Source organism: Shewanella sp. HL-SH4, from assembly GCF_051164845.1.
GTDB lineage: Bacteria > Pseudomonadota > Gammaproteobacteria > Enterobacterales > Shewanellaceae > Shewanella > Shewanella glacialimarina.
The window spans coordinates 3,589,429-3,602,653 of sequence record NZ_CP195037.1; the positions used below are offsets into that span (position 1 = coordinate 3,589,429).

Here is a 13,225-nt window from a genome sequence, read left to right on the forward strand (position 1 = left end):
CTTATTGTTAACATATTTTCCGGTGTTATCTCGGTTTAATCTTAGCGACAGCGATATTGTCAGCTCAAAGCTAATTCGGAGTTTATTGGCTGGGTATGAATTTATTGAATCAGGTTTTGCAATCTTACGACACACAGTGAATAATCGGCGTTTTAGCGTTTATAGTATTTTTATTTGAAGGTTTTTAATACGATGAAATTTAGTCCGTTGGTCGATGAACTGATCCAATCACTGCGCATTTTACCTGGCGTCGGCCCTAAATCGGCTCAACGTATGGCATTTCAATTATTAGAGCGTGAAAGAAAGGCAGGTATTAAGCTTGCTGAGTCATTACAAAAAGCCATGTCTGAAGTCGGTCACTGTCAGCGTTGCCGCACGTTTACCGAGCAAGACCTTTGTCCTATTTGCGCCAGTCATAAACGTGGTAATGCGGAAATAATATGCGTAGTCGAAACCGCAGCAGATGTGCTTGCCATTGAAGCAGGCGGCCACTTTAACGGCCGATATTTTGTATTGTTAGGCCATTTATCACCTTTGGATGGCATTGGCCCAGAAGAGCTAGGCTTAGCCTTACTTGAGCAGCAATTATCCTCAGATGACGTGCAAGAGCTTATTCTCGCTACTAATCCAACCGTTGAAGGTGATGCTACCGCCCATTTTATCGCTGATATGGCCCGCCGTCATAATGTGATCATTAGTCGTATTGCCCATGGTGTACCAGTCGGCGGCGAATTAGAGTATGTAGATAGCACCACATTAGCCTTATCTTTTAATGGTCGTATTAAACTATAATCACTACTTAAACCTCCTCCACAGTCCTGCGAATACATTTGCCATCATTGACAGTCAGTTGATGATGGCTTAAAAAAACAGCAAAAAAATCATTACCCCTTGAAAAGTGATCACCAAGCCCCATCTCTTGTATAACGAAACATTAAAGAGTGGTGACTTTTGCTGGGTGATATCAATTTTATCTGCCAAATGTCATCGTTTATGTAAAAAGTAATATCAAGGGAATTATTCATGTCACAACAAGAAACACATGGCTTTCAAACCGAAGTTAAACAATTACTGCATTTGATGATCCACTCTCTGTATTCAAACAAAGAGATTTTCTTACGTGAATTAGTTTCAAATGCGGCCGATGCAGCGGATAAATTACGCTATTTAGCGCTAAGCAATGATGATTTATATGAAGGTGACGGCGACCTTCGAGTTCGCGTCAGTACCGATAAAGAAAAAGGCACTGTCACTATTTCTGATAATGGTATCGGTATGACACGTGATGGTGTTATCGAACATTTAGGCACAATTGCTAAGTCAGGTACCAAAGAGTTTTTCAGCCATTTATCAGGTGAAGCGTCTAAAGATTCACAATTGATTGGTCAATTTGGTGTCGGTTTTTACTCTGCATTCATCGTCGCGAAAAAAGTGACCGTGCGCACTCGCGCAGCGGGCAAGCCAGCCAGTGAAGGCGTGTTGTGGGAATCGGCTGGTGAAGGTGACTTTACTGTCGATAACATCACTAAAAATACCCGTGGTACTGAAATTACCCTACATTTACGTGATGAAGAAACTGAATTTGCTGACGATTATCGTTTGCGCTCTATCATCACTAAATATTCTGATCATATCTCTGTACCTGTGCAAATGTTTGAAGCAGGTCAACCTGAATCAGACGGCCCAGATGGTGAGAAAATTCCAGCTACTGAAGGTGCTTGGAAACTGATGAACAAAGCCACCGCGCTTTGGACCCGTAATAAAGCGGATATTTCAGATGAAGAATACCAAGAGTTTTACAAGCATATTTCACACGATTACAGCGACGCACTAAAGTGGGCGCATAACCGTGTTGAAGGCAAGCAAGAGTACACTAGCTTATTATATATCCCGGCAAAAGCGCCGTTTGATATGTTTAACCGTGATCAAAAACATGGCTTAAAGTTATTTGTACAACGCGTATTCGTTATGGATGACGCAGAACAGTTCATGCCAACCTATTTACGCTTTGTAAAAGGGTTAATTGATTCTAATGATTTGCCACTGAACGTGTCTCGTGAAATTTTGCAAGACAACAAAGTGACCCAAACATTGCGTCAGGCACTAACGAAACGTGCTTTAGGCATGCTTGAAAAAATTGCTAAAGATGATGCTGAGCAATATCAATCTTTCTGGGCTGAATTTGGTCAAGTATTGAAAGAAGGTCCAGCAGAAGATTATGCTAACCGTGAGCGTATTGCCGGTTTGCTACGTTTTGCTTCAACCAATGACAATAGCGCAGCAACTACTGTGTCATTAGAAGACTATATTGGCCGTATGAAAGAAGGCCAAGAAAAGATTTATTACATAGTGGCAGACAGCCATGACGCTGCGGTAAATAGCCCTCATCTTGAACTATTACGCAAAAAAGGCATTGAAGTGTTACTGATGTCTGAGCGTATTGATGAATGGTTAATTAACCACTTAACTGAATTTAAAGGCAAGCAACTGCATTCAGTAACCAAAGGTGATTTAGAGCTAGGTTCATTAGAAGATGAAGCTGACAAAGAAGCACAAGAAAAAGTTGCCGAAGAAGCTAAAGGCCTAGTTGAGCGCATCAAAGCGGCGTTAGCCGGTAAAGTGTCTGATGTTAAAGTGACGTCACGCTTAACTGATACTCCAGCTTGTGTGGTCACCGGTGAAGGCGAAATGTCGACCCAAATGATTAAATTGATGCAAGCGGCAGGTCAACCTGTTCCTGATTCAAAGCCAACATTTGAGATTAACCCAAGCCATCCTTTGGTTGAGCGTTTGAGTAATGAACAAGATGAGCAATTGTTTGCAGATTGGTCTAACTTGTTACTACAACAAGCGCAGCTATCAGAAAAGGGCAGTTTAGCCGACCCTTCAGCGTTCATTAAATTAATGAACCAAATGTTAATGTCGAGCTTTAAGTAATACTAAGCGGATAAAAAAGCGGACTTAGTGTCCGCTTTTGTATTTTAAGGGGACCTATGGAACACATCATTTCGTTAACCAAAGAAAATATCCAGCAAGTTGTTGATGCTTCTATGGAAAAAGTCGTGGTATTGACTTTTTTTGCCCAACAAAAGCCAGAAAGTATTCAAATGTTGCAAACACTTGAGCAACTTGCCACAACGCAAGCTGGTCGTTTTATATTGGCCAGTGTTGATTGCGAAGTGGAGATGGAAATCGCCCAGTATTTCCAAATTGAAAGCTTACCCACTACGTTAATTCTAGATAAAGGTCGCCCGATTGATGGTTTTGCAGGCGTTCAAGATGCTGCCAGTGTCGCAAGCTTGTTGGATAAGCATTTACCAGCACTTTGGTTGCAAGCTTTTGATGGCGTAAAAGCGCAGCTTGCGCAAGCTGAGCCCTTAACACAGGGGGCATTAACCTTACTGGTGGCGCAATTAAAAGAGATCGCGGTACAAGCTGATAACATGGCTGAAGTGCGTTTAGTCTTAGCTGATGTTTATTTACAGTTAGGTGCACTTGCAGATGCCAAGCCTTTAATTGAAGGGATAGGGCTTGCGGATCAAGACAGTTATTACCAAAACTTAAAAGCTAAGCTGGCGTTAGCAGAAGATGCTGCGGACACACCAGAAATTCGCCAGCTTCAACAACAGCTTGAAGAAACGCCGGGTGATATTATCTTATCTATCGACTTAGCTAAGGCACTGAATAAAGCCCAGCGTAATGAAGAAGCGTTAGCTTGCCTTTTTAGCTTTTTACAAAAAGATCTTAATGCTGGTGATGGAAAAGTTAAACAAATGTTTCTAGAGATCATGACCGCCATGGGGCAGGGGAATGCGTTAGCCAATCAATATCGCCGTAAGTTGTATACCTTGCTGTATTAAACACGGACGCCGTTACATTAGGCCAATCTTATTAGATATAGGTCTAATGCAGTGCTATTGCTACTATGAAAAGAGCGGTAGATATGCGAAAATCGCCGCCCTAAAAAGAATATAATCTTAAAAGAGGACTTTAGAGATGCGCATTATTTTATTAGGTGCCCCAGGCGCCGGTAAAGGTACTCAAGCTCAGTTTATTATGGAGCAATATGGTATCCCACAAATCTCTACGGGTGATATGTTACGCGCTGCGGTTAAAGCGGGAACGCCACTTGGTTTAGAAGCTAAGAAGGTGATGGATGCAGGCCAGTTAGTTTCAGATGACTTAATCATAGGGCTAGTTAAAGAACGTATCGCGCAAGATGATTGTGTTAAAGGCTTCTTACTTGATGGTTTCCCTCGCACAATTCCGCAAGCTGATGCAATGACTGCCAATGGTATCGTTATTGATCACGTGATCGAAATTGACGTACCAGACGAAGAAATTGTTAAGCGCATGAGCGGTCGTCGCGTTCATTCAGGTTCAGGTCGTGTTTACCATGTTGTATTCAATCCACCTAAAGTGGAAGGTAAAGACGATGTTACTGGTGAAGAGCTCGCTATTCGTCCAGACGACGAAGAGTCTACAGTACGTAAACGTTTAGGTATTTACCATGAGCAAACTAAGCCATTGGTAGATTATTACGGTAAAGTGGCTGCTGAAGGCCGTACCGTATATAACAAGTTTGATGGCACTCAGAGTGTTACTGCCGTAAGTCAGCAATTAGCTGCAGTACTGAAGTAATAGCTTAATCAATTTGATCACAATGCCTTAGTTGGTATTGTTTAAAAGCCTGCATTGCAGGCTTTTTTATTTTTATCACAGCCTATAGCTATGATAGTTGCTGAACATTTAATTCATAAATCGCATAAATCGTTGTTTTCGACGTCCTATGAGATAAGTATTAGCACTATCTGCGGATTAGTTATTGGCCGGATTAACGAACAGTGGAGTGAGTTTAGTAGATTTAATATGTCCTGCCTTTATATCAGACTGTTAGAAACCCTAGTAGAAATCTCGATAGCGGTAAAACAAACCTCTGTTAATGCAGGAACTAAGCGTAATGGCTTTATGCCAGGTTTAAATGATGATGATATTCATAGCGATATGATAATTGACCTAGTTAAAGAACAGGTGTCGTTTAGCGGCAATGAAGCACTAAAAGTCATTTAATCTCATGAAGTTAATGTGATATCATGCGCCGCCTTTTGTCAAAGGCGGTTTTTATTTAATCATGGCTTACAGCAATAATAAGCTAAACTGATATTTATATTTGGTTGCACGGATGCAAACTCATGAGAATCGATTATGAAGTTTCCTGGTCAACGTAAGTCGAAACATTACTTTCCTGTCAGTAACCGCGATCCACTTCTGGCGCAGTTTACCCATCAACCTCAAGCATTTTCTACTTATATTTGTGGAGTTGATCAAACGTTAGTCGATATTGAAGCGAAAGTTGCCGATGATTTGCTTGAACGTTACGGCTTGCCTAAAGGTAACTCAACACTAATCGATGATGATGGCGCCCATGCGCTTTATAATGAACTTAAATCTAATGACATGATCAGCGACGAGTTTGCGGGTGGCACCATAGGCAACACGGTACATAACTATTCCATTTTAGCTGACGATCGCTCAGTGTTGTTTGGCGTGATGAGCCAGAATATTATGGTCGGTAGCTATGCTTATCGCTATCTTTGCAATACCTCTTCAAAAGTTGACTTAAATTATCTTCAACCTGTAGATGGCCCAATTGGTCGTTGCTTTACATTAATTTCAGAAGACGGTGAGCGCACTTTTGCTATCAGCAAAGGCTCGATGGATAAACTGACCCCACATTATATTAATCAACAGGTGGTTCAAGAAAGCTCAGCATTAGTGATTACTGCCTATTTGATGCGTGCTAGCGAAGGTGACGGTATGACATCTGCGGCAATGAAAGCGATTGAATATGCAAAAGCTGCTGAAGTGCCTGTAGTATTGACCTTAGGCACCCGTTTTTTAATTCAAGAAGACCCTGTTTGGTGGCAAAAGTTTATTAAAGAGCATGTGACTATATTAGCCATGAATGAAGATGAAGGTGAAGCGCTTACAGGGTTCAAAGACCCATTGTTAGCCAGTGAGGCTGCACTTGAGTGGTGTGATATGGTGTTGACCACCGCAGGCCCAATTGGTTTATATACAGCAGGATATGCCGAAGACAGTGCCAAGCGTGAAACGAGTCATACTTTATTACCTGGTGCTATTCCTGAGTTCAATCGTTATGAATTTTCTCGCCCTATGCTAAAAGCTGACTGTGAAGAACCCATTAAAGTCTATGCCCACATTGCGCCTTATATGGGTGGACCTGATTATATACGTAACACCAATGGTGCAGGAGATGGCGCTTTATCAGCCTTATTGCACGACTTGTCAGCCAATACCTTCCATAAAACCAATGTCCCTGGGTCAAGTAAACATAAACGCGATGGTTTATGTTATTCATCGTTTTCGCAAGTGTGTAAGTATGCTAACCGCGTTGCCTATGAAGTGTTAGCTCAACACAGTCCACGTCTATCGCGCGGTTTACCAGAGCGAGAAGACAGCCTAGAAGAGTCTTATTGGGAACGCTAATCAGTGGTTTAGTGAGCTAAATAAAAAACAGTCTAAAAATAAACGATAATGTTTTGTCATTATCGTTTTTTTTTCATCAAATTTTAATAGAATAGGCCCAGGTTAGTAATTGAAGGAGCTTAAAGTGAAAGGACAAATTTTACGTGAAATGCATGTACTCAAGGCTATTGAGCCTGATTTTGAAGTGCAAAGACGTGTAGCCTTTATAAAATCGAAGCTCAAAGAGGCCCATTGTCATTCATTAGTGTTGGGGATAAGCGGTGGAGTGGACTCATCTTTAACCGGTCGTTTATGTCAGTTAGCGGTCGATAGCTTAAATCAAGAGTTAGCCGATAATCGCTATCAATTTATTGCCGTGCGCTTACCTTATCAAGTCCAAAAAGATGAAGATGAAGCACAATTAGCCTGCCAATTTATTCAACCATCTAAACAGGTGACCGTTAATATTGCTGAGGGTGTTATTGGCGTACATCAAGCCACCTTAGCTGGTTTGAGCGATGCGGGAGTATCTTTACCTGAAGAAGGTAAAGTCGACTTTGTTAAGGGTAATGTAAAAGCCAGAATGCGCATGATTGCCCAGTATGAAATAGCCGGTATGGTAGGCGGTTTAGTGGTTGGCACCGATCATAGCGCAGAAAATATTACCGGTTTTTATACTAAATTTGGTGATGGTGCCTGCGATTTAGCGCCATTGTTTGGTTTAAACAAACGCCAGGTTCGTCAACTTGCTGCCTTTTTGGGGGCGCCAGATATTCTGGTAAAAAAAGCGCCTACAGCTGATTTAGAAGAAGACAAACCACAATTAGAAGATGAAGTGGCGCTAGGTATGAGCTACGATCAAATTGATGATTTTCTGGAAGGCAAACCGGTCGATGCAAGCGTTGAAACCAAGCTGATTAGCATTTATCAGCGCACCCAGCATAAGCGTAAAGCGATACCCACTATTTACGATTAATATCGCTATGATTACGGATTAAGCCGACAATATATGTGACACAAGTTAAGCTAATGCTAACCTGTGTCATTTGGTTTTATGTCATTCGACTTAATGTAGGGTGGCTAATAAGCTGATTCTCTATGTTAATATATTAAAAGCATTACTTTTAAGGAATTAACTTGTTAGCTAAGGTCCAATCTAGATTATCGCTTCAGGTCGGTCTGATTATTACCATCACAGTAGCGTTTATCACTGTAACTGGTTGCAATCAAGTTGCTGTTAGCAAAAGTCCGGATAACGCTCTGAGACTGGTAAAAGAAACCCTGGTTGATGGCGTTTTGTCCGCCGATGCGAGTATAGCTGTGACACTAGGCAGAAGCCGTACATTATCGGTATGGGAGATTGCGACCAATAAATTATTACATCAATGGACTGATGATGACTTTGATGAGTCTAACTATCTGCTGGCTATGTCAGGTAATAACCAATATCTAGCTACTGCCGGTAAACACAGAATATCTATTTTCAACCTTGAAACCGGCAAACTAGATATACGCTGGCCTGCTCAAGGCTTTAACCCAGACGCAAGTGTTTCAAGCCTTTTTTTAAGCCAAACCGGCAGTACTATTTTGGTGGGCATGAACGATGGTTCTATTACTGTTATTCAACGAAGTAGCATGACGATGTCATTGTTCAAGCAACACAGTGGCGCAGTTAATCATATTGAACTATCTAATTTTGAACAGCAGGTATTATCAACAGGACTAGATGGTTACGTGCATATTTGGTCCACTTATAGTGGCGCGTTGATTAGTAGTTTTTCACGTCCGCAGCGGATCACCAGTGCTAGCTACGATGAAACGAATCGACGCTTGTTTATTGCCGATGCACTAGATAACAATGTTATTCTTGACTCTCAAACCGCTTTGCCTATTAGCCAACTAGATTACCTTGAGCGTTATCGCTATTTTAGACAGGCTCTATTTATCAATAATGCTAATAACTTAATTACCGCCACCTCAAAACAAACGGTTATCTACTGGGATGCAAACTCTGGAAAGGAGCTTTGTCACTGGGATATCACCGCCTACAGTGCAGGCACAACGGTATTTTCCATGAAGATTAAACCTAATGGAAAGCTATTAACCTTAAGTTCAGATGGTGGTCTTGAAACCTGGAGTTTGTAAATGTGCCCAAATTTAGCTGGCAGTAGGTATCAGATTGATTTATCTGTCCTGGTGTAGCTTGGGTCTCAATAGATCAATCAAGGCATTAGGAAACTGTCGATAATCTAAATATGGTGTGTGAAAAACCTGTTGGTGGTATCGAATCGTTTGCTGTTGATTCAATGAAAGAGTGCTAACAAGTAATGTACTTTCAATGGTAAAACCTGAAAAGGTATTTTTACCGCAAATGATATGGATGATTGAGCTATCAGGTTTTATGTCGATAGTTTTCTCAGTAGACTGATCCACAATCGCAATGGCCATTGGTAAATGAGCAATACTATTTTGTTGAAATAGTGTGTTTTGTATCGTTCTCCAACAAGATAATTCTTTACTCACAAGTTTGCAGATAATAATGATAATTTTTCGCCAATGATTACCATTAGCTTCGATTAGTCTTTTTGCTGCATTTGGGTCACTTTCGCTCCAATCTGTTGGAATGATAGGTGGTGTGGGCAAGTAAAAAATCACTTTAGGTAAAAGGGAACCAAAGTAGTGACTAATAATATTGTTTGAAAGTGTCTCATTGCTAGCGGTATTCATGTTCTTTAGCTTTTAGCATACTTGCTATTATAATTACCTATTCTGTCAGGCTATTTTAGGCCTTTATTTGCATCGTTGTAATCATTTTTTAGTATAAGGGAAATCATGCGCGCTATTGTTATCGGATCCACTAAGCATATGTTATTTGCCCTATTCTATAGCACTATAGGCACGTCTATTGCGTTGATTATTATTGCTGTATGGTTATTGAATGCTAGGCCAGAACTGTCACTTTGGCATACCACACATCTTAAAAATGAATATCATCAACAATCAGGTTTAGATAATTTTAAGCAGTATTTAGCACTAGAAAATAAACTATTTGCTGAAGTCGAGCAGAAAATATACCAACAATACCAGCCGGAGGTCGCCTCTCCGATAAATCGTTATGAAAAGGGCAGCTCATCGGATCCTGCTTTGTGGCATGAAGACTGGAATCGATCTTTTGAGTGGCCAAATGATGATGCAGAATTTGGTTTGTTATTGATCCACGGCATGTCTGACTCACCTTACTCGATGTCGCATATTGCTGAGCATTACCGACATCAAGCCCATATAGTCGGATTAAGATTACCAGGTCATGGCACCACGCCTTCAGGGCTAACAGATATTACCTGGCCTGATTTAGCCGGTGCTGTGGCGTTAGCTACCGCTCATTTATCAGATAAATTAAAAGGTAAACCCTTATATGTTGTCGGTTTTTCTACTGGTGCAGCACTCGCGCTAAACCACCAATTAGAAGCGATAAGTCTGAACAAGCCGACTCATTATGACAAGATGATTTTTATGTCCCCAGCTATTGGCTTGGCTCCCATTGCTCAGGCTGCATATTGGCAGGCTAAACTTGGTGCATTACTTGGGCAGGAAAAACTGTTTTGGAATAGTATTGAAGTTGAGTACGACCCATTTAAATATATGTCATTTGCCGTTAATGCAGGTGATATTGTTTACCAGTTAACTCTGCGTAATAAACACTTATTAGACAGTTTATCCGCAGAGCAAAAACAAAAAATTGCGCCTATACAAACCTTCCAGTCAGTCATAGATGATACGGTTTCATCTGTGAATGTCGTCGATGAGCTTTACCGATATTTGCCTAAAAACGGTCATGAATTAGTGATGTTTGACTATAATCGCAGTACCGGTTTTAGGTTGTTAATGAATCTTGATCCAATCACGTTTTTTGAACCATTTTGGACAAATAATGATATGGATTATCGCTTAACGCTAATTGAAAGTCAGGCACAACAATCTAGGGCCGTACAAGCTAGAGAGCTTGGTATATCGAATCAGCAAGCCCCACAAGAACTATTGCTCGAATGGCCTAAAGGTGTGTTCTCGCTTTCGCACATTGCGTTGCCATTTCCGATAGAAGACCCACTTTATGGCCCTTTGATAATAGAAAATACTGAAACGGTACAAATAGGCTTAGCGGTATTTCAAGCTGAAAGAGGATTGTTTTCCATGTCTGCAGCCGATATGTTGCGCCAAAAATGGAACCCATTCTACCCCTATATGATGGATAGAATGGACAAATTTATGATTCCACCTCAGGATTGATGATAGTGACAATAGTGCGATTACGGCCTTGAGCTTTAGCTTGATACAAATTATCGTCGGCTATTTTTATCCATTTATCTAGCCTAGCATCAAAGTTAGCATTAGCTGTGATAGCCCCGATACTGACGGTAATATCAAATGCTTCAGTTCTGTCTGGCGTGTTAATGGGCATTTGAGACAGTTTGATTTTAAATTCATTCAAGTGATTTTCAATGTTAAGTGCGTTCGACATAGGTAAAATTAAAATAAACTCCTCTCCGCCATAACGGGCAATAATATCAATATCACGTTTAAAATGTTGAGACAGTTGTGCTGACACTTGACGTAAGCATTCATCCCCCGCTAAATGGCCGTAACTATCATTAACAGCTTTGAAAAAATCTAAATCAAGAATAGCCACAGTAATGGCTTGTTCACTTCGAAGACAAAACTCTCTCACTTCCTGGAACTTATGTTCAGCAAATCGGCGATTAAACAGTTGAGTTAATGGGTCTTTGTCGACTAACTCTTTGAGTTTTTGATTGGCTTTCTCTAATTCTTTAGTGCGGTTAACAACCGTTTCTTCCAGTTCTAATTGCTGAGTTATCAGCTGTTGCTTACTAATCAATAACCTTTGATAAAGGCTATACACTTCCTTAGGAGAGCTTTCATCTAGTACTTGGTTATTTAAATCATGCTGGCTAAGTTGGCCAAATTGATTCGCTACCATTTCGAGGGGAATAGTTAGCAGCTGGCTAATTCGATTTGAAATGAAAAAACTGATAAAAAGAGCACCAAGTAACATAAAGAAACTGGCTTGCATTTGTTTTTCAGCGAGCTGCAATAATGGTGAAAAGGGCTCAATAATATAAATATTCCAACCGTTTTTTAGTTGCTTCTGAGCATAAATGTATTCTGGAATTCTTGATTCCGTTTCGGTGATATTCATCAAGGGTAATTGGGTTAAATACAGTCCATTGTGAATACCATATTTAAAGGGCGACATGACGTTTAAATTGAGCTTTTCCGAGGCATAAATAATATTATTGGTTTCATCGGTCAAAATTATCGATTGGTTTTTCTGTTGATTAAAATCATAGTCTATTGCTGAAAAGTATTTTAGATCTAACGAACCTTCAATTATACCCAAAGGCTGTGCTGTATTTTGCTTGTCATAATATGGCGCACTAATCGCTACAATCGCGTCGTTGCCAAAGCCCCTCCCCAAAAACACTGAAGAAACAAACACTCTTTGGTTATAAAATGACTCTATGAAATAATCTCTATCATTAACGATGACATTGTTATTTTTGGCATCATTTAATCGTATAGTAGGTGATGCGGCAATTATTCGTGCTTGATTATCGGTAATTAACATACTGATAAAGCCGGGGTAATTTTGATGTAAATTACTCAGAAGAGGTTGTATCTCTTGTGGTGAACCACTGGCTATACTGAAATAGCGTGCAGCATTCTCAATCACTTTTTGGTGATTATCGATATATTGCTCGCCAGCATTACTTAAATGAAAAACTGATTCTTGTTGATTTTTCACGATTAAGTTTTGTTGCTTATCCAGTGAAATATAGTTGAAATAAAGCGTTGAAAATAATAACGACAAGGTAATCATCAGAGTGACGAAATAAGTCATCTGCTTGCTTAGGCTTCTGCGCTGCTTATCTTTTATCTTGGTTTCAAACATCCATAATTTAGGCACCATCAAAACTAATATAGAGGCTATGCTGGTATAAATTAAACTATTTATCGCCTGCTTTATGGTTACAAAGGGTAAGTGCTCGGTTGGCATATCAAAAAATAACTTGGCCATTAAATAGAAAATGGGCATGCCAATAACAAGCCAAAATATAATATTGCCATATAGCGCATAGATATCTTTTCTTCGGCAAAAACCTAAAAATAATGCCTCTAACCCAAAAATGAAGAAAACATGATAGCTGTCCCAGGTAAGCATTAAACTGGTTGAGGCCAGTAATGACGTCACTAACGCATACCAGGGGCCACATAAAATGGCGACGACGATGGTCAGTGTATTTCCGAGTATAAATTGGACGTTTGCGAAGAAGGGGATAGGATAAAAGTTAATAATAAGTGCAATAACACCCATTAGTATTGAAAACATCAGATTCTGTGGATTTAACGACAATTTCTTCAATGAAATATCCTTTCTCATTATTATCAAAAAATTTTACCTCCCTTATAGGATAATCACAAGTGATTGACTGTTAATTACGGCTTAAATCTCAGATAAGTAAAGTTTTTTAGATTGTTTGCTTATATTGAATTTAATTGTATTCGCTTATTTTAGATGAATTTGAAGCGTTTAAAGGGCTTTTTGTGTGTTGCTAACTATTTTTTATCGACAATTAGTGCTGTTCTCTTATCCAAGGTTGCTAAAGCCCGTTATTTCTCGTTCGACCTTGGTCTAGTTTTTCAATAGTTATAGTGTGCG

11 protein-coding genes are annotated in these 13,225 nt (G+C 40.0%); 9 read left to right on the forward strand and 2 right to left on the reverse strand.

Annotation, left to right across the window (positions count from 1 at the left end):
• Nucleotides 1–192 precede the first annotated feature (192 nt).
• The 8 genes from recR (at nucleotide 193) to ACRWQL_RS16775 (ending at nucleotide 8,634) form a co-directional block, all read left to right on the forward strand.
• Nucleotides 193–792, forward strand: coding sequence for a recombination mediator RecR (gene recR / locus ACRWQL_RS16740; protein WP_434926607.1), 600 nt, complete (start codon nucleotides 193–195; stop codon nucleotides 790–792).
• 231 nt (nucleotides 793–1,023) lie between these two features.
• Nucleotides 1,024–2,937: a molecular chaperone HtpG gene (gene htpG / locus ACRWQL_RS16745; protein WP_434951175.1), complete on the forward strand. Its 1,914-nt coding sequence runs from the start codon at nucleotides 1,024–1,026 to the stop codon at nucleotides 2,935–2,937.
• A gap of 56 nt (nucleotides 2,938–2,993) precedes the next feature.
• Nucleotides 2,994–3,860, forward strand: a complete 867-nt coding sequence (locus tag ACRWQL_RS16750; RefSeq protein WP_434951177.1) for a co-chaperone YbbN — start codon at nucleotides 2,994–2,996, stop codon at nucleotides 3,858–3,860.
• A gap of 136 nt (nucleotides 3,861–3,996) precedes the next feature.
• Entirely contained in the window at nucleotides 3,997–4,641 is a 645-nt protein-coding gene (adk, locus tag ACRWQL_RS16755) for an adenylate kinase (protein WP_226414629.1), read from the forward strand.
• 90 nt (nucleotides 4,642–4,731) lie between these two features.
• On the forward strand, nucleotides 4,732–5,070 hold the full coding sequence (locus ACRWQL_RS16760; RefSeq protein ID WP_434951179.1) for a hypothetical protein: 339 nt from the start codon (nucleotides 4,732–4,734) through the stop codon (nucleotides 5,068–5,070).
• 135 nt (nucleotides 5,071–5,205) lie between these two features.
• On the forward strand, nucleotides 5,206–6,510 hold the full coding sequence (locus ACRWQL_RS16765; protein ID WP_434938374.1) for an inosine/guanosine kinase: 1,305 nt from the start codon (nucleotides 5,206–5,208) through the stop codon (nucleotides 6,508–6,510).
• 124 nt (nucleotides 6,511–6,634) lie between these two features.
• A complete protein-coding gene (gene nadE / locus ACRWQL_RS16770; protein ID WP_434951181.1) occupies nucleotides 6,635–7,465 on the forward strand; it encodes an ammonia-dependent NAD(+) synthetase in 831 nt (276 codons plus the stop codon).
• Between the two features lie 161 nt (nucleotides 7,466–7,626).
• A complete protein-coding gene (locus ACRWQL_RS16775; RefSeq protein WP_434951183.1) occupies nucleotides 7,627–8,634 on the forward strand; it encodes a WD40 repeat domain-containing protein in 1,008 nt (335 codons plus the stop codon).
• Nucleotides 8,635–8,673: 39 nt separating this feature from the next.
• Here the strand turns inward: ACRWQL_RS16775 and ACRWQL_RS16780 are convergent, their stop codons facing one another.
• Nucleotides 8,674–9,216, reverse strand: a complete 543-nt coding sequence (locus ACRWQL_RS16780; protein WP_434926599.1) for a DUF6942 family protein — start codon at nucleotides 9,214–9,216, stop codon at nucleotides 8,674–8,676.
• Nucleotides 9,217–9,321: 105 nt separating this feature from the next.
• Between ACRWQL_RS16780 and ACRWQL_RS16785 the strand changes: the two genes are divergently transcribed.
• Nucleotides 9,322–10,776, forward strand: coding sequence for an alpha/beta hydrolase (locus tag ACRWQL_RS16785; protein WP_434951185.1), 1,455 nt, complete (start codon nucleotides 9,322–9,324; stop codon nucleotides 10,774–10,776).
• Here ACRWQL_RS16785 and ACRWQL_RS16790 read toward each other — a convergent pair.
• Nucleotides 10,754–12,928 carry a sensor domain-containing diguanylate cyclase gene (locus ACRWQL_RS16790; protein ID WP_434951187.1) on the reverse strand — a complete coding sequence of 725 codons (2,175 nt, stop codon included), beginning with the start codon at nucleotides 12,926–12,928 and terminating at the stop codon, nucleotides 10,754–10,756. The two genes, ACRWQL_RS16785 and ACRWQL_RS16790, sit on opposite strands and share 23 nt — an antisense overlap.
• Between the last annotated feature and the right edge of the window lie 297 nt (nucleotides 12,929–13,225).